At 70.1% G+C, this 19910-nt stretch carries 20 protein-coding genes; 6 read left to right on the top strand and 14 right to left on the bottom strand.

What is annotated here, in order from left to right; genetic code table 11:
* Positions 1–5: 5 nt before the first annotated feature.
* The 3 genes from phoH2 to RM1_RS00665 form a co-directional block, all read right to left on the bottom strand.
* Positions 6–1385 carry an RNA 5'-3' helicase PhoH2 gene (gene phoH2, locus RM1_RS00675; RefSeq protein WP_072749539.1) on the bottom strand — a complete coding sequence of 460 codons (1380 nt, stop codon included), beginning with the start codon at positions 1383–1385 and terminating at the stop codon, positions 6–8.
* A gap of 250 nt (positions 1386–1635) precedes the next feature.
* Positions 1636–2949 carry a serine hydroxymethyltransferase gene (glyA, locus tag RM1_RS00670; protein ID WP_027501037.1) on the bottom strand — a complete coding sequence of 438 codons (1314 nt, stop codon included), beginning with the start codon at positions 2947–2949 and terminating at the stop codon, positions 1636–1638.
* Positions 2950–3006: 57 nt separating this feature from the next.
* Positions 3007–4203, bottom strand: coding sequence for a DUF885 domain-containing protein (locus RM1_RS00665; RefSeq protein ID WP_072749538.1), 1197 nt, complete (start codon positions 4201–4203; stop codon positions 3007–3009).
* A gap of 102 nt (positions 4204–4305) precedes the next feature.
* On the opposite strand from RM1_RS00665, the gene coaA reads away from it, so the two are divergent.
* Positions 4306–5238 carry a type I pantothenate kinase gene (gene coaA, locus RM1_RS00660; protein ID WP_072749537.1) on the top strand — a complete coding sequence of 311 codons (933 nt, stop codon included), beginning with the start codon at positions 4306–4308 and terminating at the stop codon, positions 5236–5238.
* A 69-nt stretch (positions 5239–5307) separates the two neighbouring features.
* Here coaA and RM1_RS00655 read toward each other — a convergent pair whose 3' ends face one another.
* Positions 5308–6075: an isoprenyl transferase gene (locus RM1_RS00655; RefSeq protein WP_072749536.1), complete on the bottom strand. Its 768-nt coding sequence runs from the start codon at positions 6073–6075 to the stop codon at positions 5308–5310.
* 166 nt (positions 6076–6241) lie between these two features.
* On the opposite strand from RM1_RS00655, the gene trhA reads away from it, so the two are divergent.
* Positions 6242–6907 carry a PAQR family membrane homeostasis protein TrhA gene (gene trhA, locus RM1_RS00650; RefSeq protein WP_072749535.1) on the top strand — a complete coding sequence of 222 codons (666 nt, stop codon included), beginning with the start codon at positions 6242–6244 and terminating at the stop codon, positions 6905–6907.
* Between the two features lie 19 nt (positions 6908–6926).
* Here the strand turns inward: trhA and RM1_RS00645 are convergent, their stop codons facing one another.
* From RM1_RS00645 to mca, 5 genes are all read right to left on the bottom strand, one after another.
* Positions 6927–8189, bottom strand: coding sequence for a lipase family protein (locus RM1_RS00645; protein WP_072749534.1), 1263 nt, complete (start codon positions 8187–8189; stop codon positions 6927–6929).
* A 238-nt stretch (positions 8190–8427) separates the two neighbouring features.
* Entirely contained in the window at positions 8428–8751 is a 324-nt protein-coding gene (locus tag RM1_RS00640) for a WhiB family transcriptional regulator (protein WP_218019664.1), read from the bottom strand.
* Positions 8752–9135: 384 nt separating this feature from the next.
* The gene (locus tag RM1_RS00635) at positions 9136–11154 is read right to left on the bottom strand and encodes a thioredoxin domain-containing protein (protein ID WP_072749533.1); all 2019 of its coding nucleotides are present in this window, start codon (positions 11152–11154) and stop codon (positions 9136–9138) included.
* A 10-nt stretch (positions 11155–11164) separates the two neighbouring features.
* Entirely contained in the window at positions 11165–11455 is a 291-nt protein-coding gene (locus tag RM1_RS00630) for a hypothetical protein (protein ID WP_072749532.1), read from the bottom strand.
* On the bottom strand, positions 11452–12348 hold the full coding sequence (gene mca, locus RM1_RS00625) for a mycothiol conjugate amidase Mca (RefSeq protein ID WP_072749531.1): 897 nt from the start codon (positions 12346–12348) through the stop codon (positions 11452–11454). The genes RM1_RS00630 and mca overlap by 4 nt, the downstream gene beginning before the upstream one ends.
* A gap of 196 nt (positions 12349–12544) precedes the next feature.
* Between mca and RM1_RS00620 the strand changes: the two genes are divergently transcribed.
* Both RM1_RS00620 and greA read left to right on the top strand, forming a co-directional pair.
* Positions 12545–12970, top strand: a complete 426-nt coding sequence (locus RM1_RS00620) for a DUF4307 domain-containing protein (protein WP_072749530.1) — start codon at positions 12545–12547, stop codon at positions 12968–12970.
* Between the two features lie 276 nt (positions 12971–13246).
* The gene (gene greA, locus RM1_RS00615; RefSeq protein ID WP_027501048.1) at positions 13247–13741 is read left to right on the top strand and encodes a transcription elongation factor GreA; all 495 of its coding nucleotides are present in this window, start codon (positions 13247–13249) and stop codon (positions 13739–13741) included.
* A 145-nt stretch (positions 13742–13886) separates the two neighbouring features.
* Here greA and RM1_RS00610 read toward each other — a convergent pair whose 3' ends face one another.
* Both RM1_RS00610 and RM1_RS00605 read right to left on the bottom strand, forming a co-directional pair.
* Positions 13887–14126, bottom strand: coding sequence for a helix-turn-helix domain-containing protein (locus tag RM1_RS00610; protein ID WP_072749529.1), 240 nt, complete (start codon positions 14124–14126; stop codon positions 13887–13889).
* A 16-nt stretch (positions 14127–14142) separates the two neighbouring features.
* Entirely contained in the window at positions 14143–15471 is a 1329-nt protein-coding gene (locus RM1_RS00605; RefSeq protein WP_072749528.1) for a C40 family peptidase, read from the bottom strand.
* 306 nt (positions 15472–15777) lie between these two features.
* On the opposite strand from RM1_RS00605, the gene RM1_RS00600 reads away from it, so the two are divergent.
* Together RM1_RS00600 and RM1_RS00595 are read left to right on the top strand one after the other, a co-directional pair.
* Complete coding sequence (locus RM1_RS00600) at positions 15778–16020, top strand: hypothetical protein (RefSeq protein ID WP_143069426.1); 243 nt, start codon at positions 15778–15780, stop codon at positions 16018–16020.
* Positions 16017–16805 carry an FAD:protein FMN transferase gene (locus RM1_RS00595; RefSeq protein ID WP_245815904.1) on the top strand — a complete coding sequence of 263 codons (789 nt, stop codon included), beginning with the start codon at positions 16017–16019 and terminating at the stop codon, positions 16803–16805. The genes RM1_RS00600 and RM1_RS00595 overlap by 4 nt, the downstream gene beginning before the upstream one ends.
* Positions 16806–16881: 76 nt before the next feature.
* Here RM1_RS00595 and ilvA read toward each other — a convergent pair whose 3' ends face one another.
* The 3 genes from ilvA to RM1_RS00580 form a co-directional block, all read right to left on the bottom strand.
* On the bottom strand, positions 16882–18102 hold the full coding sequence (gene ilvA, locus RM1_RS00590; protein WP_072749526.1) for a threonine ammonia-lyase: 1221 nt from the start codon (positions 18100–18102) through the stop codon (positions 16882–16884).
* An 84-nt stretch (positions 18103–18186) separates the two neighbouring features.
* Positions 18187–19344, bottom strand: a complete 1158-nt coding sequence (locus RM1_RS00585; protein ID WP_072749525.1) for a cystathionine gamma-synthase — start codon at positions 19342–19344, stop codon at positions 18187–18189.
* 21 nt (positions 19345–19365) lie between these two features.
* On the bottom strand, positions 19366–19902 hold the full coding sequence (locus RM1_RS00580) for a hypothetical protein (protein WP_143069425.1): 537 nt from the start codon (positions 19900–19902) through the stop codon (positions 19366–19368).
* Positions 19903–19910: the final 8 nt, after the last annotated feature.

The following is a 19910-nucleotide window of genomic DNA, read 5'->3' as shown; positions in this document are numbered from 1 at the left end:
TCGCGTCAGGCGGTCGGACCGAACTCCTCGAGCATCTCGGTCACCAGCGCCGCGATCGGCGAGCGCTCGCTACGGGTGAGCGTGACGTGGGCGAAGAGCGGGTGCCCCTTGAGTTTCTCGATCACCGCGGCGACGCCGTCGTGCCTGCCGACCCTCAGGTTGTCGCGCTGGGCGACGTCATGGGTGAGCACCACCCGCGACCCGGTGCCGAGCCGGGACAGCACCGTGAGCAGCACATTGCGCTCGAGAGACTGCGCCTCGTCCACGATCACGAACGAGTCGTGCAGCGACCGGCCGCGAATGTGGGTGAGCGGCAACACTTCCAGCATCCCGCGGCTGATCACCTCGTCCATCACCTCGGGACTCGCCAGGCCGTCGAGGGTGTCGAACACCGCCTGCGCCCACGGCCCCATCTTCTCGCTCTCGCTGCCGGGCAGGTAACCGAGCTCCTGTCCGCCGACCGCATACAGCGGCCGGAAGACCACCACCTTCCTGTGGGTGCGACGCTCGAGCACCGCTTCCAACCCCGCGGTCAGGGCGAGCGCCGACTTGCCGGTGCCTGCCTTGCCGCCGAGCGAGATGATGCCGATGCTCTCGTCGAGCAACAGGTCGAGGGCGATCCGCTGTTCGGCCGAGCGGCCGTGCAGGCCGAAGGCCTCCCGCTCGCCGCGGACCAGCTGCACCCGCTTGTCCGGGGTCACCCGCCCCAGCGCGCTGGAGCTTCCGCCCATCAGCCGGATTCCGGTGTGACAGGGCAGCTCTCGCGCCTCGTCGAGATCGATGACCCCGTCCGAGAACAGCTCGTCGATCCTGGTCGAGGCAACATCGAGCTCGGTCATCCCCGTCCATCCCGACGGGACCACGTCGTGTGCGTGGTACTCGTCGGCGGGCAGGCCGACCGCACCTGCCTTGACCCGCAGGGGGATGTCCTTGCTGACCAGGACCACGTCCTTGCCCTCGGCGGCGAGGTTGAGGGCACAGGCCAGAATCCTGGAATCGTTTGAGTCGGTCCGGAATCCGATCGGGAGGACCGAGGGGTCGGTGTGGTTGAGCTCCACCTGGAGCGTGCCGTAGTCGGAGCCGATCGGAACCGGCTGATCCAGCCGTCCGTGCTCGATCCGCAGGTCGTCGAGCATCCGAAGTGCCTCGCGGGCAAACCATCCCAGCTCGTGGTGGTGGCGTTTGCCCTCCAGCTCCCCGATCACCACCAGGGGCAGGACCACCTCGTGCTCCGCGAAACGAGTGACGGCCCACGGATCCGAGAGCAGAACCGAGGTGTCGAGTACGTAGGTGCGAACTGACCGTTCGGGAGACTTCGTGGATGCGGACCTCGGGGAGTTCCCGGCATGTCCGGAATGGGCAGATACGGAGCGTGTTGCGGTCACGTGAGGCTCCTATGCCTGCGCGGCGCCCGCGCAAACTTCAGTTCGCTGGGCCGGTCCGTCCCTGGTGCGTCAATCCGCACGAGGGCCGGGCGCCGGCCCCCTCGCACTGAATACTTCAGCCACGATCAGAACCTCCCGGACAGGCAACTCGTCCGCTGCCTGTTACCGGGGACGCTACTGCGATCGGCGCCCTGCTGCACTCGCAACACGCAGGGCGCCGATGAACGCGTCGTTAACTCCAGCTCAGACGCTAGACCGACTTGGAGAGCAGACCCCAGTCCTCGAGTCCCTCGTACAGCGGCAGGTCGAGGGCCAGCTTCGAGACCCGGGCGCGCAGCGCCGCGAAGTCGGCCTCCGAGCCCTTGGCCAGCGCGGTCGCGATGATGTCCGCGACCTCGGTGAACTCGGCGTCGCCGAACCCACGGGTCGCCAGCGCGGCGGTGCCGATGCGCAGGCCGGAGGTGACCATCGGCGGACGCGGGTCGAAGGGCACCGCGTTGCGGTTGACGGTGATGCCGACCTCGTGCAGCAGATCCTCGCCCTGCTGGCCGTCCAGCGCCGAGTTGCGCAGGTCCACCAGGACCAGGTGCACGTCGGTGCCGCCGGTGAGCACGGAGATGCCCTTGTCCGCGACGTCGGCGCCGGTGAGACGCTCGGCCAGGATCCGGGCACCGGACAGGGTGCGGGCCTGACGGTCCTTGAACTCCTCGGTGCCCGCGATCTTGAGCGAGACGGCCTTCGCGGCGATGGCGTGCATGAGCGGCCCGCCCTGCTGGCCGGGGAACACCGCGGAGTTGATCTTCTTGGCCCACTCCTGCTTGGCCAGGATCAGGCCGGAGCGGGGGCCGCCGAGGGTCTTGTGCACGGTGGTGGACACGACGTCCGCATAGGGCACCGGCGACGGGTGCAGGCCGGCCGCGACCAGCCCGGCGAAGTGCGCCATGTCGACCCACAGGTAGGCACCGACCTCGTCCGCGATGGACCGGAACTCGGCGAAGTCCTCGTGCCGCGGGTAGGCGGACCAGCCGGCGACGATCACCTTCGGCTTCTCGGCCACGGCGATCTTGCGGACCTCGTCCATGTCGATGCGGTGGTCTTCCTTGCTGACCCCGTAGGACGCGACGTCGTAGAGCTTGCCGGAAAAGTTGAGCTTCATCCCGTGCGTCAGGTGGCCGCCGTGCGCCAGGTCGAGACCGAGCAGCTTCTCGCCCGGGTTCATCAGCGCCATCAGCACCGCGGCGTTCGCCTGCGCGCCCGAGTGCGGCTGGACGTTCGCGAACTCGGCGCCGAAGAGCTCCTTGGCACGGTTGCGCGCCAGGTCCTCGATGACGTCGACGTGCTCGCAGCCGCCGTAGTAGCGGCGGCCCGGGTAGCCCTCGGCGTACTTGTTGGTCAGCACGCTGCCCTGGGCCTGCAGCACCGCGCGCGGCACGAAGTTCTCGGACGCGATCATCTCGAGGGTGTCGCGCTGACGGGCCAGCTCGCCGTTCATCGCGGCCGCGACCTCGGGATCGAGTTCGGCGAGCGAAGCATTGTTGACGTCGGTGCTGGGCACAGCGGTCATCGAGGAATCTCCAAGCGGGAGCTACGGCAGGGGCATGCCCAGTCTAGGCAATGCCTGTCAGCGCAGCGCAGACGGGATCAGCGGCTCGTCCAGCAACCGCCGGAACATCTCGGAACGGCCTGCGGCGTCGGCTCCGCGATCGAGCCAGCTGCCGAGCAGCCGGTAGCCCTCGACGTAGGTGCTGATGTAGGCGCGCCACAGCGGGTCGGACAGGAATCGCAGCGTCTGCCGGGCCCGCTCCGGGGTGGACAGGGTCCACCGCTGCAGGAACGCGGCGACGTCGTCGTGGCTGCGGTCGCGATCGTGCAGCAGCAGGGCCGCATCCTGCCGGACTCCGAGCAGCGACGCCGACGCGTTGGCCAGCCGCTCCGCGCGTTCGCCGTCGAAGCGCAGCCCCAGGTCGGCGTAGATCTCCTGGGCCCACGGCCCCCAGCCAGGCCCCACGATCGAGCCGAGCGCGTGGTCGGCGAGCCCCTCCGCCATCAGGCACTGCGGCGTATTGACCAGGAACAGGGTCTGCTCGGCCTGCCCGGCACCGACCAGGCCCGCCTCCTTGCGGCAGTGCTCGGTGTGATGGCCGGGGTACGACTCGTGGGCGATCAGGTGCGGCAGGTTCGCCATGTGCTGCTTGAGGTCGGAGTTGATCGCCACCTTCGACCGGTAGTCGCCGAGGTAGTAGTTGAACCCGGACCATGGCTTGTCCCCGACCACCTCGTACTCGACCCGTTCGGTCTCGGGCAGCGCGTACTCCGCCCGCACCCGGTCGCGCAGCGCGCTGGAGAAGGCCTCGACGCACTCCGGCAGCCGCTCCGGCGGGATCTCGTCGGCGGCGCGGTGGGCCTGCAGCCGCTCGGCCAGCGGGCGCGCGGAATCGCCGCCCAGCACCTCGTCCATCGCCCGGTGCGCCGCCCGGTATTCGTCCTCGGAGCCCGGCTCGATGCGCACGTCGAAGTACGCCTGCACCTCGTCGACGAAGCCGATCTGCTCGCCCGCGAACTTGCGTGCGGAGCACTCCAGCGCGCGCAGGTGGACCGCGAGGAACGCGGCCCGTTCAGCGGACAACCCGGAGCCGGCCACCTCGTCACGCAGTTCCGCGGCGCGGCGCGCGAGCTGGCGCGGGTCGGGCGCCGGCGCGTTCTCCACCTGCCTGCGCAGCGCCTGGTCGCCGGTGAAGGCGTCGACGAAACCCTCCTCCAGCCGGTCGAAACCGAGTCCGAGCAGCAGGTATTCGCGGACGAGTGCAACGGGGTCCATGGTCGTCCACCCTAACCACCGGCGACTTGCCCGACCCGCCGCCGCCACGCACAGTGGTGTCGAGCACAATCCGACTATGCAGAGCGAGATCCAGGTGCGCGCATGGCACGAGTGAGCGAGAGCAGCCCCTACGTCGAGTTCGACCGCAAGCAATGGCGAACCCTGCGTAAGTCGACACCGCTCGTGCTCACCGAGGAAGAGCTCCTCGGCCTGCGCGGCCTCGGCGAACAGATCGACCTCGACGAGGTCGCCGAGGTCTACCTCCCGCTTTCCAGGCTCATCCACCTCCAGGTGGCCGCACGGCAGCGCCTGTTCGCCGCAACCGCGACGTTCCTCGGCGAGAAGCACCCGGATCGGCAGGTGCCCTTCGTGATCGGCGTGGCGGGCAGCGTCGCGGTTGGCAAGTCCACCACCGCCCGCGTGCTACAGGCCCTGCTCGCGCGATGGGATCACCACCCGCGCGTCGATCTGGTCACCACCGACGGCTTCCTGTACTCGACGGCCGAGCTGACGCGCCGGGGCCTCATGCACCGCAAGGGTTTTCCCGAGAGCTACGACCGCCGCAAGCTGCTGCGCTTCGTCACCGAGGTCAAGTCCGGCGCGGAAGAGGTCGCGGCGCCGGTGTACTCACACGTCTCGTACGACGTCCTGCCCGGCCAGTACCACCTGGTGCGCCAGCCCGACATCCTGATCATCGAGGGCCTCAACGTCCTGCAGACCGGTCCGCGCCTGATGGTCTCCGACCTGTTCGACTTCTCGATCTACGTCGACGCGCGGATCGAGGACATCGAGCGTTGGTACATCAAGCGTTTCCTCGCGCTGCGCAAGACGTCGTTCGCGGACCCGACGTCGCACTTCCACCACTACTCCGGGCTCTCCGACGAGCACGCCACCCTGGCCGCGGACGACATCTGGAACTCGATCAACCGGCCGAACCTGGTGGAGAACATCCTGCCGACCCGCCCGCGCGCCACGCTGGTGCTGCGCAAGGACGCCGACCACTCCATCAACCGGTTGCGGCTGCGCAAGCTGTAGGGCGGCTACGCCGCCCGTGCGCGGTTGACGAGTCCTGAGACTCGTCAACCGCGCACGGGCGCGGAGCGCCTATGCGCCGAAGCGGCGGTGCCGGGCCGCGTAGTCACGCAGCGCGCGCAGGAAGTCGACGTGCCGGAACTCCGGCCAGTACGCCTCGGTGAACCAGATCTCGGAGTACGCGCTCTGCCACAGCAGGAAGCCGGACAGGCGCTGCTCCCCCGAGGTGCGGATCACCAAGTCAGGATCCGGCTGACCGGAGGTGTAGAGGTGCCCGTCGATGCCCTTCACGGACATCGCCCGGACCAGTGCGTCGCCGGACAGGCCCTCGTCGAGCTTCTCGCGCAGCAGCGACTGCACGGCGTCGGCGATCTCCTGCCTGCCGCCGTAGCCGACCGCGACGTTGACGTGCGTGCCGGTGCGCCCTGCGGTGCGCTCGGCGGCCTCCCGCAGGCGGCGGGCCTGATCCTCCGGGAGCAGGTCGAGGGTGCCGACTATCTTGACGCTCCAGTTCTGCCCCGGGCCCGAGATCTCTTCCACCACATCGGTGATGATCTCGAGGAGGGTGTCGAGCTCCTCCGGTTCGCGCCGCAGGTTCTCGGTGGAGAGCAGGTAGATGGTTGCCATCTCGATGCCGGCCTGGTCGCACCAGCCGAGCAACTCGGCGATCTTCAGCGCACCCATCCGGTGACCGTGGCTGACGTCGGTGAAACCGTTCTCCCTCGCCCACCGGCGGTTGCCATCGCACATCACCGCGACGTGTCGCGGGTGCTGGAGCCCCTCGAGCTGACGGCGCAGGCGTCGCTCGTAGATGCTGTACAGCAGGTTCGGGACCTTCACCTGGACATCACCACGAGAGCCCACATTACGCGGCTCGGGTACGGCCGCGACGGCCGCCGCTGTAATCGTCGTCTCACCCCGTTTCGGGCGGTTCCGGCGGCCGCTACAGTGGCCTCCGACGCCCGAACCTACGCCACCGTAGGTTCACGACCGCCCGGGAGCAGCAATGTCCGAACTCGACCTCGCAGCGCCGCCGGTGAAGCCGCGGATGCGGGGCTGGATCCACCTCTGGGCATTCGTCGTCGCGGCGATCGCGTGCGCCGCGCTCGTCGCCTTTGCCGCGCAGGAATCCGGTCGGGCCGCCGTCGCGACCGCGATCTACTCCGTGACGGTGTGCGGGGTGTTCGGCGTGAGTGCCACCTACCACCGGGTGCACTGGACGACCGTGCGCAGCCGGATCTGGATGAAGCGCGCCGACCACTCGATGATCTTCCTGTTCATCGCGGGCAGCTTCACGCCGTTCGCACTGCTCGCACTGCCCCGGGAGACCGGCCGGACGCTGCTTGCCGTGGTGTGGGCGGGCGCGCTGGCCGGGGTGGCGCTGAAGATGCTGTGGCCAACCGCGCCGCGCTGGGTCGGCGTCCCGCTCTATCTGATCCTCGGGTGGGCGATCGTGCCGGTCGCGGGACAACTGGTCGACGAGGTCGGTTGGCTGCCGCTGATCCTGCTCGCGGTCGGCGGGGTCCTCTACAGCGTCGGCGCGATCCTCTACGCCACCAAGTGGCCGAACCCCTGGCCCGCCACCTTCGGCCACCACGAGTTCTTCCACGCGGGCACCGTGATCGCGGCGCTGTGCCACTACATCGCGGTGTGGCTCGTCGTCGTCAACTGAGGGTCGCTCCACGCTCACGTCAGCAGCCGCTCGAGATCGGCGCGACGCCCGCGAAGCGGTCCTCGAGGAACTTCCACGCGCCGGGGAGACCGATCGCCGCGGCCGAGAGGTGATCCGGACTCGAAACCACTTCGGACTGAACGGGTACACCCGCGTCGCAGTAACGGCGCATCGTCTTGGTGATCGAGTCGACCGGGATCAGCACGTCGGTGCCGGAATGCCACTCGTACACAGGCGCGTTCGGCACGGAGGCAACGTTCTCGACGCTGTTCTCGGCGAGCACCGCCTGCACCGGCGGGCTGTCGAGCAGCGCACGTCCTACCGCGGGGTCGGCGACGTCGGCGATGGATCGACCGGCGCCGGAGAGGATGATCTCGTTGGTGCACGCGTTCGCGATGCGGTCCCGCAGGTCCCGGCCAACCTGGTTGAGCTGGCTGCTGACCGGCATCCGGTCCGGGTACTCGCGCTCGAGGCCGAGCGCGGCGGCCATCGCGAGCCCGAACACGGGATGCCTCTGCTCACCGAGGGCCTTGGCCATCTTGTCGATGTTCATCGGGGCACCGCCGTAGGCACTGCCGGCGAGCTCGAGCTCCGGCGCGTAGGTCGGGGCGATCGCGGCGGCCATCGCGGTGGCCATTCCGCCGCCGGAGTAACCGGCCAGACCGACCGGGCTCGCGGCCAGCCCGAGCGCGGCGTACCGCTGGGCCGCCCGGACCCCGTCGAGGGTGATCTGCCCACCGACCTTCGCCGCGCCGTACGCGCTGTTGGGCCCGAGGTGATCGGGGACGGCCACCGACCAACCCTTCTGGATGGCGACGTTCAACGCGGGCGTCGCTCGAATCGCGGGTTCCGGATCGTCGGTGTACATCGCCGTCGACGGCGCACACCCGAGCCCGAGGGCGTTGATGATCTGCTGGTAGGACAGCAGCGGGCGGCCCGGTGCGGCGTTGCGCGGCGAGAACACCGTGGTCACCGCCGAGATGGGCTTGCCTTCCGAACTGGTCGACCGGAACTTGAGCTGCACCGCGTCGGTGTCGATGAACCCGAGAGGCGCGGGCACCGATCGCGCGGCGAGTACGTCGCCCGGCTGCCGGTCCGCGATGTCGGCGGGCGTGCCATAGAAGGCGTCCTGGAGCGAGGCCGGGTAGACGATCGGGCCCGCGCCGGCGGCCGGCGCCGCGCTGGCAGACGGCGCCGCGGCGAGGACAGTCGCGGCGGCGGCAGACACGGCGATGACGGTGCCGATCGCGTGAGTCCTGGATCGTGCAGTGGCAGTTCGCATTCTCATCCTTCGTCGGGTACCCAGCACGGTGCACCCCGCCTGGGCTGCTGGTACATGGCAGACACGTGTCAGCCCGGCCACACGGGTGCGTGCGGACCGTGTTGGCCGAGGCCGATCGCCGTCACGGGCGGATGCACTGTGGCCGGCTTCCGCCGCCGAACTCAATTGCTCACAATCCACGCCCTACAAAGCCGAATTGGTCCCTTCCGTTTCCCGGAGGCAGCAGCGGACGATTGGTTCAATCACCGGCCGCCCCGGGGATCGGGCGGCCGGAACGCATGCGGCGCCGTTCCCTCGGAGTCTTTCCTCCCCACACTCCGAACGGCTCGGCGGCGCCGAGGGCATACTCGAGGCACTCGGCCGCGACCGGACAGCGGTGGCAGACTTCCTTGGCGGCGCGGACGTTTTCCGGCCGGCAGCGGTCCGGAAAGAACTCGTCCGGTTCCGACTGGGCGCACTGGGCGCCTGCACGCCAGCCCTCGTTGTCGCCGAGCCCAACGGGTGGCCTGATGGCGGGCTGAACCAGATCGGTGCGAGCACCGGCAGCCATTGCGTTGGTCATGCGATTTCCCCCAATCGTCCCGGATCCATCGGGGCCTGTTTCGCAGCCGGCCGACCGGATTCGCGCGGGTACCGATGTCGCACTGGCCGACTGTCCGGACACCACATCCGCACCTGCGCCCCGCTGGAGTCGGAGCCACCGGGTGAGCCGAGGCTGCCCGCGCCACCGGCAGGGGCCTGCACAACACACGAACGCCAGGCCCTCGACATGGTGACCGCGCACGAGATGGACGTCCACAGTGGACGTCCATCTCGGATCGACACTAGAGCGAGTGGCAGCAGAACTGAAACAACAGATTCACGACGAATCGACAAGGCGCTGTTGTCAATAGGGGTTTCGAGCCCGCAGGGACCGTGCTTCCCGGTGTGGGGAGCGCCGGCGTTGCTAGCGCGCCAACGCGGCCCTCAGCTCGTCGACGCCCGTCGCGGGCCGGTCGCAGACGAACCCTCGACACACATACGCGGCAGGGTCCCCGTCGACCAGCGGGCGGTCGACGAGCAGCGGGGACGTGTCCGGCGCACCGCCGATCACCACCGCCCCACCTGGCGCCTCGCGTCGGGCCGTGTCCAGCAGGTCGGCGCCGTCACCGGTCATCGACACCGCGACCTGAATCGGTCCGCGCACCGAGGCCTCGGCAACGGCCAGCCAGTGGCCCGCGGACCTGGCCGCGCGCGCCAGCAACAGCGCCCCGCGGTCGAGGGTGTCCGCGGCGGCCGCGGCGTACCGGGCGGAACGCTCGGGGCCGGCCAGCGCCGCGGCGGCCAGCAGCGCCTCCGCCATCGTGGACGCTCCCGACGGCGTCGCCCCGTCGAAGGGGTCACGCGGCCGGGTGATCAGGGCCTCGGCGTCGTCCGCGGTGTCGAACCAGCTGCCCGGCTCCGCGGGATCGGCGAAGTGTTCGATCGCCAGGTCGATGAGTTGCTCTGCGCGGGTGAGCCATTCGAGCTCGCCGGTCGCCTGGTGCAGGGCCAGCAACCCGACCGCCAGCGCGCCGTGGTCGTCGAGCACCGCGGCCGCGTCACCGACCACCCCGCCGAGCGAGGCCCGGCGCAGTCGGCCGTCGACCAGGTGCTCGTCGAGCAGTGTCCGGGCGCAGTGCGCCGCGGCCTCGACCCACTCGGGGCGGCCGAGCCCGGCGCCCGCCTCGGCCAGCGCCGTGACGGCGAGCCCGTTCCACGCGGTGACCACCTTGTCGTCACGCCCCGGCTGCGGGCGACCCGACCGCACCTCGAACAGCCTCGACCGCACCGATTCCCAGCGCGCCGGGTCCTCGGGATCGGCGGGCAGCTGCAGCACCGAGGTGCCCGCCTCGAAGGTGCCGGCGGAGCTCACCGCGAGCAGCCCGGCCGCCCAAACACCGTCCTCGAAACCGAGGGCCGCGAGCAGCTCGTCCGGGGTCCACGCGTAGGTCAGGCCCTCGATGCCGTCGGTGTCGGCGTCCAGCGCCGAGGCGAAACAACCGGACTCGGTGCGCAGGTCCCGCAGCAGGAACTCGACTGTCTCCTCGGCCACCCGGATCGCCAGCGCCGACCCCGTCCGCCGCCCCAGGTGGGCATAGGCCCGCAGCAGCTGGGCGTTGTCGTAGAGCATCTTCTCGAAGTGCGGGACCACCCAGTCGGCATCCACCGAGTAGCGCGCGAACCCGCCGCCCAGCTGGTCGTAGATTCCGCCGCGCGCCATCGCCTCTGCGGTACGCTCCACCGCGGCAAGCACTTTCGTGTCTCCGCTGCGCTCGTAGCCGCGCAGCAGCCCCTCCATCAATGCCGACGGCGGGAACTTGGGCGCGACCCCGAATCCGCCCCTGTCGAGGTCCTGGTCGCGCAGCGCGGCGACGATCGCGGCGTCCAGCAGGTTCGCGTCGAGGACCACCTGTCCCCCGGGGACACCGGCCGCGTTGGCGGTCAGCTGCGCCGTGATCGCGGCGGATGCCTCCTCGACCTCGCCGCGCCTGCCCCGCCAGGTGTCCGCGATGGCCTCGAGCAGCTGGGTGAAGGACGGCATCCCGCCGCGCGGCACCGTCGGGTAGTAGGTGCCGCAGTAGAACGGCTCGGCCGAGGGGGTCAGGAAGCAGGTCATCGGCCAGCCGCCCTGGCCGGTCATCGCGACCGTCGCGTTCATGTAGACCGCATCGAGGTCCGGCCGCTCCTCACGGTCCACCTTGATACAGACGAAGTTCTCGTTCATCAGCGCCGCGGTCGCCTCGTCCTCGAAGGACTCGTGGGCCATCACGTGGCACCAGTGGCAGGCCGAGTAGCCGACCGAGAGCAGGATCGGCACGTCGCGCACGCGCGCCCACTCCAGCGCCTCCGGACCCCACTGCTGCCAGTGCACGGGGTTGTCGGCGTGCTGACGCAGGTAGGGGCTCGTCGCCCCGCCGAGAGTGTTCCGTGCCAGGGCCGACACGCCGCGCTGCCTAGCTCGCCGAGCCGGTCGGCGGTTCGGCGTTCTTCCCGTCGGTGGGCGGCTCGCCCGCCGCGCCCCGATCGGTGCCCTCGTCCGCCGCCTGATCGAGCTCGGGATGCTCCGGCTCGAAGGTGTCGGGCAGCTTGCGCAGCTGCTTGTTCATCGACCGGACCAGCAGCACCGTGCCGACCAGCAGGGCGACGATGATGACGAAGCCGATCGGTGAGGCCTTGCCGAACTCCGGTCCGACCGGGTTGCTGGGGGTCTGTGCCAGCCAGCCGGCCGCACTTGCCAAGATCACTTCTTCTCCTCGGGGTGGCCGTAGCCGACGTGGTCGATGCCTGCGAACAGGTCGGATTCCGGGATTGCGGTGCGCACCCTCGTCTTCGCGAGCTCGAACTCCTCGGTCGGCCAGATCTTCTGCTGGATCTCCAGCGGCACCGCGAAGAACGAACCGTTGGGGTCGATCTGGGTGGCGTGCGCACGCAGGGCATCGTCGCGCTGCGGGAAGTAGTCACCGCAGACGATCTGGGTGGTCACCCGCGCCATCAGGTCGCCCTGCTCGGTCCGCCACTTCTTCAGCCACTCCGCCATCGGGAACTCCTCACCGCGGCGGTCGTACTCCTCCTGGAACAGGAGCAGGCGCTTGCGGATGAAGCCGTGCGAGTAGTAGAGCTTCAACGGCTCCCACGGCTCCCCGACCCCGGGAAAACGCTCGGAGTCGCCCGCGGCCTCGTACGCGGCCATCGACACCTCGTGACAGCGGATGTGATCGGGGTGCGGGTATCCGCCGTTCTCGTCATAGGTGGTGATGACATGCGGACGGAACTCGCGGATCACCTTGACCAGCGCCTCGGTGGACTCCTCCAGAGGCACCAGCGCGAAGCAGCCCTCGGGCAGGGGCGGCAGCGGGTCGCCCTCGGGCAGCCCGGAGTCGACGAAGCCGAGCCAGAGCTGCTGGACGCCGAGGATGCGAGCGGCCTCGGCCATCTCCTCCTTGCGCACCTCGCTGATGCGGTCGCGCACGCCGGGAACATCCATCGCGGGGTTGAGGATGTCGCCGCGCTCGCCGCCGGTCAGTGTCACCACCAGGACCTCGTTGCCCTCGGCCGAGTACCGGGCCGTGGTTGCGGCACCCTTGCTCGACTCGTCGTCGGGATGGGCGTGCACGGCCATGAGACGCAATCCGCTCACAGTGCTCCTTCACCTCAGCTTCGCCTGTAGCGACGTGGTGGTCCGACGCCGACGTCCGCCGACAACGCACCGTTGTCCTTCCCCTATAGTTCCACCCGGTACTTCCGCCGTCAGCCGTGGCCCCGCCCCAGCAGCACGCGAGGTACGCCGACCGGGCCGCCGCAGGCCCGGTGCCGCTGTACGAGAGCTGAGCGATATGACCGAGACGCCTCCCGCCGACCGCTACCCGACGCCCACGCGCGATCTGCGCGGATCCCGGGTGGTGGCGATCATCCTGTCCATCGGCGTCGTGCTCCTCGGGCTCGCGCTCGCCTTCTTCGCGTACAACAAGTTCGCAGGCGACGACGTCGAGGGTCAGTCGATCGCCTACAACCTGGTGGACGAGTCGACGATCAGCATCCGGTTCACCGTGACCCGCGAGGACCCGTCAGAACCCGCCGTCTGCATCGTGCGGGCCAGGTCCAAGGACGGCTCCGAGACCGGCAGGCGCGAGGTGTACCTGGGACCGTCGGACAGCGGCACCGTCGACGTGACCACGCTGATCAGAACGTCGCAGCGGCCCGCCATCGCCGACATCTACGGCTGCGGCACGACCGTGCCGGAGTACCTGACCACCGGCTGACCGGACCGGGCCGCTCCCGGGCCGCACAAGTGCGATCTTCATGGAGAAATCCCTGCTCGTGCTAGAATCCTCGGGTACACGGTTCCGGCTTTGGAACCGTGTATTGCTGCATTTGCGTATAGATGCGTAGCGGCAGGGTGCACCGCTCACTCGACTGAGCGAACCGGGGGGATCCGACCACCGGGGGTAGGGGCGCTCTCGTCGCCGAAGGCCACTGGAGTTCAGTGGCCCGCCCAGGGGACCCGGATGGGTCCCGACTACGAGGAGTGATCGAGCATGACCGAGACCCAGGTGACCTGGCTTACCCAGGAGTCACACGACCGGCTCAAGAGCGAACTCGACCAGCTCATTGCCAACCGCCCGGTCATCGCGGCCGAGATCAACGAGCGACGCGAGGAAGGCGACCTCAAGGAGAACGGCGGCTACCACGCGGCACGCGAGGAGCAGGGCCAGCAGGAGGCCCGTATCCGCCAGCTCCAGGAGCTGCTCAACAGCGCGAAGGTCGGCGAGGCGCCGACCCAGTCCGGTGTGGCACTGCCCGGTTCCGTGGTCAAGGTCTACTACGACGGCGACAAGTCCGACACCGAGACCTTCCTGATCGCCACCCGCGAAGAGGGTGCCCGCGACAACAAGCTCGAGGTCTACTCCCCCAACTCCCCGCTGGGCAGCGCGCTGCTCGAGGCGAAGGTCGGCGAGACCCGCAAGTACACGCTCCCCAACGGCGGCACCATGGAAGTGACGCTCGTCAGCGCGGAGCCGTACCACAGCTGAGGCGGCTACGCCGCCCGTGCGCTTTTCGCACCCTCACCGGGGTACAGAACGCGCACAATTCTTCATCCCGGACCCCGGTTCGAGCCTCGGCTCGGACCGGGGTTTCGTGTTGTCGAAGTCGGGACGCGCCCCGTTGCAACGGTGATCAGTGCGCTGCGCCGCGGAACTGGGCGCGATGGGCCGCCGGACTGGTGCCGAGCATGCGGTGGAAGTGGTGGCGCAGGCTCACCGCGCTGCCGAAGCCGGTGTCGCGGGCGATCCGGTCCACCGTCTCGTCGGTCGATTCGAGCAGCAGCCGGGCGTGGTCGGTGCGCTGCTGCAACAACCACTGCTGGGGGCTGGTACCGGTGCGGTCCCTGAACCGCCGCGCTAGGGCGGCGCACACAGGCCGCGGAGCCGCGTCACACCATCCGGCGGACCTTCATCCCGTCGAACACCGGGCCGACCCGGACCACGTCGCCGGTCTGCGGGGCGTGCACCATCTGCCCGTTGCCGATGTAGATCGCGACGTGGCCCGGCCCGCCCGACTGCCAGTTGCCGAACAGCAGGTCGCCGGGCCTGGCCTCGACCAGCGGGATCTCCTCGCCGACGCCCCACTGGGTCTCCGAGGTCCGCGGCAGCTTCAGGAGGTCGCCGGTGGCGGCGTACACCGCGTAGGACGTCAGGCCTGAGCAGTCGAAGCCGCCGCCGGAGGGTCCGTTGATGTTGCCGCCGCCCCAGACATAGGGCAGGCCGAGGTACCGCAGCGCGGCCTCGACGATCTTGCCGCCGATCCCGTCGCCGAAGTTGCCGACCAACGGGGTGAGGATCCCCGCGAATCGGGCCTCGGTGGCCCGGATCTTCGCCACGTACGGCTTGGTCTGGTTCTCGTAGTCGGGCAGTCCGGACGGCATCCCGCCGGACCGTCGCACGGCCCCGACCCCCGCGTTGTACCCGGCGATGGCCAGGTCGAGGGTGTCGCCCTTGACCAGGCCCTGCTTCTGCCAGCCCTCGATCTCGGTGTACATGTCGCAGAGCAGGTGCCCCGACGCCATCACCGAGTCCGCGACGCCGAGGATGTCCGCCTTGCCGTCGCCGTCGGCGTCCTTGCCGTACTTGGCCCACGTGCCCGGCATGAACTGACCGGGGCCGCGGGCTCCGTCCCTCGACACCGGCGCAGTTGGGCCGTACCGGAATCCGTTCTCCGCGGAATAGAGCGCGGCGAGGACCGGCGGCTTGATGCCCTCGCAGATCTCGCCCGCCTTCTTCAGCCACGGCACGAAGACCGCGATCGCACCGATCGGGGCCATCGCCAACTCCGGAAGGTCCGTCAACGCGCCGGGCAGCGCTCGGCTCGGGTCGCCGCCGATCGGGGTCGCCTGCAGCGCGGGCGGCGCCGTGTAGCGGGGCGACTCCTGCACCGGTGGCGCGACCACCGCGGGCGGTGGCACGGCGGGCGCGGCCGGCAGTCCGGGAAGGGCCTGCGGGGCGGGTGGGAGGTACGGCTTGAGCGAATCCTCCACTGCGGCAGCCGCATCCGTTACGGCCTGCTGCGCCTGCCCCTGCACCTGTTCGGGCAGCATCCCGATGATGTCGTTGATCTGCTGCGACGCCGCGGGCGCCGACGCCTCGAAAGACTGAATCGCTTGTGCTGCTTGATCCTTCACCGGTAATGGGATGTCGGCTCCTTGAACGAAGCCGCCGAGGGCAGTGGCAACTGCCACGATCACCGCCGTTGGATCAACCGGCATTCGCAACTCCAAACTTCGAGCGGGCCATCAGGTGCAACGCTAGGTCCCCCGACCCGGCCGCGGGGCGATTTCGATCACATCGATCGAACCGTTTTTCCCGAACCCACACGACGCCTGTATCGCGGCGTGCCGGTCCGGCGTTAGCCGCCGCCGACTGTGCATCTGCCGGCGAATCGGCCCACTTCGGGCGGGGAAAACTGCGCACTCACGGAGCGTATGCCCGCGCGCCGCGACATTCGGGCGCAAGAGCGAGAAATTCAGCAGACCCTCAGGTCTCTCTCAGACTCACGGTGGATCCTGGTCGTCATGAGTGAGCGACCCGTAGAGCAACCGCACCGAACGTCCCGATTGCGCCGTGCCGTCGCGGCGTCCGGCATCGTCGGCGCGCTCGGTGTCGGGTCCCTCACCGGTGGCTCGTTGGTGCTCGGAGACGCCCCGTCTTCGGATTCGGGGACCGTCATGGCCGCCGAGTCGAACCGCTCGAGCGTCGGCGGCCCCATCGTCACCCGCGGCGCCGGTCAGTTCGACGTGATCTCGGGCGGGTCGTGACGCTCGCGGCGGACAAGGCCGCGAAGAGCTGGTCGATGTGGGGCGTGCGCGCGACGGTGGTCGTGTCCGAGCCCGAGATGCTGGAGTCCGCCTGGAACATGGTCCGCGGCCACCTGGCCGCAGCCGACGTCGCGACCAACGCCACCCGCGAAGACTCCGAGATAGCCGCGCTCAACCGGTCCGCGGGCACCACGACCCGGGTGAGCGTCCTGCTCGCCGAGCAGGTCAGCAGGGCCCTCCTGGCCGCCGAGCTGACCGCGGGCACGCTCGACCCCACCTCAGGGGGCGAGGGCCCGAACCAGTGGCGCTCGGTGACCGTCCGCGGCCACGACGTCACCCTCCCCGCCGGGCTCACCCTCGACGTGTCCGCGACCGCCCGCTCCGTCACGGCCGACCGGTGCGCCGGCGCCGTCGCCGAACTGCTCGGCTGCGGGGTGCTGGTCAGCCTGGGCGGCGACGTGGCGACCGCTGGCCCGCAGCCGCGCAGCGGCTGGCAGATCAAGGTCGAGGACCTGCCCGGCGACCCGTCCTGCCAGGTCTCGATCCCGTCCGGCTCCGGCCTCGCGACCGCGAGCACGGTCAGCCCGCTGCACCCGAATCCCGCCGAGGCGCCGCACTGGCGCACCGTGTCGGTGGTCGCCGGTTCGGCCCTTGCCGCGGCCGCGGCGAGCAGGGCGGCGGTCCGCGGGGGCGAGGAGACGCTCGCCTGGCTCGAGGAGGTCGGGCTGCCCGCCCGGCTGGTGGACCGGGACTTCCGGGTCACCCGGCTCTGCGGCTGGCCGTGAAGGCACAGGCGGCTACGCCGCCTGTGCGCGGTTAGCGAGTCTCCGCACTCGTCGACCACGCACGGGCGCGGAGCGCCTACTCCTGCACCCGCACGGCGAAGCCGGCCGCGCCGAGGGCGCCCAGTACCTCGTCTCGGTGGTCGGGTCCGCGGGTCTCCAGGGTCAGCAGCACCTCCACCTCGTCGAGGCCGAGGTCGCGCGCGGTCCGCGAGTGCACGACGTCCACCACGCTGGCGCCACGCTCGCTCACCACGCCCAGCAGCCGCACCAGCCCGCCGGGCCGGTCCGGGATGGTGACGCGCACGACCAGGTAGCGGCCTGCGGCCCGCAGGCCGTGGGTGATCACGTGGGTGAGCAGGAGCGGGTCGATGTTGCCGCCGGACAACACGGCGCACACGGGCCCCTCCAGCCGCAGCTGGTCAGCCGCGCAGGTCATCAGGGCGGCCACCGCCGCCGCCCCCGCCGGCTCGACGATCAGCTTGGCCCGCTCGCTGCACAGCAACAGGGCCCGGGACAGCGCGTCCTCGCTGACCGTGACCACCTCGTCCACCAGGGCGTTGACGTGTGCGAACGGCACCGCACCCGGGAGCCCGATGGCGATCCCGTCCGCCATGGTGGACAGGGCCTGCGCCTCGACGGGTTCGCCCTCGGCTAGCGACCGCGGCCAGGCCGCCGCCTGCTCGGCCTGCACGCCGACGAGGCGCACCCGGCGGCCGGAGTCCCGGACCGCGGCCGCGATCCCGGCGAGCAGCCCGCCGCCGCCGGTCGGCACCACGATGGTCCCGACCTCGGGCAGCTGCTCGAGGATCTCCAGCCCGACGGTGGCCTGGCCCGCGACGACGTCGACGTGATCAAACGGGTGGATGAGCACGGCGCCGGTCGCCGCGGCGAACTCCTCGGCGGCCACGAGCGCCTCGTCGACGGTGTGCCCGCGCAGGTGGACCGTCGCCCCGTACGCCCTGGTCGCGACGAGCTTCGGCAGCGCCGCCCCGACCGGCATGAAGACCGTGGACTCGATGCCGAGCCGGCTGGCGGCCCAGGCCACGCCCTGGGCATGGTTGCCCGCACTGGCCGCGACCACGCCGCCCGCCCGCTGCTCGGGGGTCAGGTTCGCGATCCGGTTGTAGGCACCGCGGGGTTTGAAAGAGCCTGTGCGCTGGAGGTTTTCACACTTGAGCCACACGTCGTGGGCACAGCGCTCCGACAGCACCCGCGACGCGAGCATCGGCGTCCTGCGCATCACCGGGGCGAGCCGTTCCGCCGCCGCCGCGATCTGGTCCCTCGTCACGAGTTCCATCGCGCCAGCGTAAGGCGCCTGCGGCGCCCGTGCGCGGTTGACGAGTCTTGAGACTCGCCAACCGCGCACGGGCGGCGGAGCCGCCTACTTCAGTGCCTGCTCCACATCGGCGAGGAGGTCGGCCGCGTCCTCGATGCCGACCGAGAGCCGGACCAGGTCGTCCGGGACCTCGAGGGCGGAGCCCGCGGTCGACGCGTGGGTCATGGCGCCGGGATGCTCGATCAGCGACTCGACGCCGCCGAGGGACTCGGCCAGGGTGAAGATCTGGGTCCGCGAGCAGAAGTCGAGCGCGGCCTGCTTGCCGCCCTTGAGGCGCACCGAGATCATGCCGCCGAAGCGGCGCATCTGCTTGGCCGCGACCTTGTGGCCCGGGTGCGACTCGAGGCCCGGGTAGATCACCTGCGAGACCGCGGCGTGGCCGGTGAGCAGGTCGACGATCTTCTCGGCGTTCTCGCTGTGCCGCTCCATCCGCAGCGCGAGGGTCTTGATGCCGCGCATGGTCAGGTACGCGTCGAAGGGGCCGGGCACCGCGCCCGCGCCGTTCTGCAGGAACGCGAAGGCGGTGTCGAGTTCCTCGTCGTCGGTGACCAGCGCACCGCCGACGACGTCGGAGTGCCCGCCGATGTACTTGGTGGTCGAGTGCAGCGCGATGTCGGCGCCGAGGCCGAGCGGCTGCTGCAGGTACGGGGACGCGAAGGTGTTGTCCACCACCAGCTTTGCCCCGGCCTCGTGCGCGACCCCGGCCAGCGCCTCGATGTCGCCGATGTTGAGCAGCGGGTTGGTCGGGGTCTCCACCCACACCAGCTTGGTGTTCGGGCGGATCGCGGCGCGGACCGCGTCCACATCGGACACCGCGGCGGGCGTGTGCTCGATGCCCCACTGGGTGAACACCTTGTCGATCAGCCGGAAGGTGCCGCCGTAGGCGTCGTTCGGGATCACCAGGTGATCGCCGGGACGCAGGACCGAGCGCAGCAGGCAGTCCGTGGCCGCCATGCCGGACGCGAACGCGCGACCGTAGGTGCCGGACTCGAGGGCGGCGAGGTTGGCCTCGAGCGGACGCCGGGTCGGGTTCCCGGTGCGCGCGTACTCGAACCCGTTGCGCATGCCGCCGACGCCGTCCTGGGCGAAGGTGGAGCTGGCGTAGATCGGCACGTTCACCGCGCCGGTCAGCGGATCCGGCTCGTACCCGGCGTGAACGGCCCTGGTGGAGAACCCGTGCTCTGCGTTGCTGTGCTCGCTCATGCCGGTAAGCCTAGCGAGCCGCTATTGCGTCAGTAATCGGGCAACCGCGACCAGTGCGTCGATGTACTCCGATTCCGTGTACCCCTGGTTGCCGTGGCTGCCGACATCGACACTGCGACCGGCCATCGTCAGCGTGTACACGGTGTCGTTGACCTTGATCACCAGCCCATTCAGCGCGTCGGCGCGCGGCTCGTCGACCACGCCCATGCTCGTCTTCCCATTGGAGGCCTCGAGCATCGCCTCGGTGAACCCGTTGCCCTTGACGCTGGCGAAGAGATTGCGCTGGGCTCCGGTGAAGTCCCCGTCCGACCACAGGCAGAGCGGGTCGGTTGAGCCCGGCAGCGTTGTCTGGTTCGCCAGCGCCATGCCGGCCACCAGTGGGCCGAGCGCCCCGGCCATCGTCGCGCAGTCAGGCGCCTCGCCCGCGGACAGCTCCACCACCGCGCCCGACCCCTCCGACTCCGCGACCGGCGTACCGCTCGTCACCGTCGAACATCCGGACACCAGCACGGTGACCGCAACGGCGACCATCCCCACCCGAGCTCTCGTCTCCCCCATGCGGGGAT

Origin of the sequence: Rhodococcus maanshanensis NBRC 100610 (genome assembly GCF_001894865.1) — a bacterium.
GTDB lineage: Bacteria > Actinomycetota > Actinomycetes > Mycobacteriales > Mycobacteriaceae > Rhodococcus_G > Rhodococcus_G maanshanensis.
The sequence above is the reverse complement of the archived record's forward strand: the minus strand, read 5'-3'. Positions and strand labels throughout refer to the sequence as shown.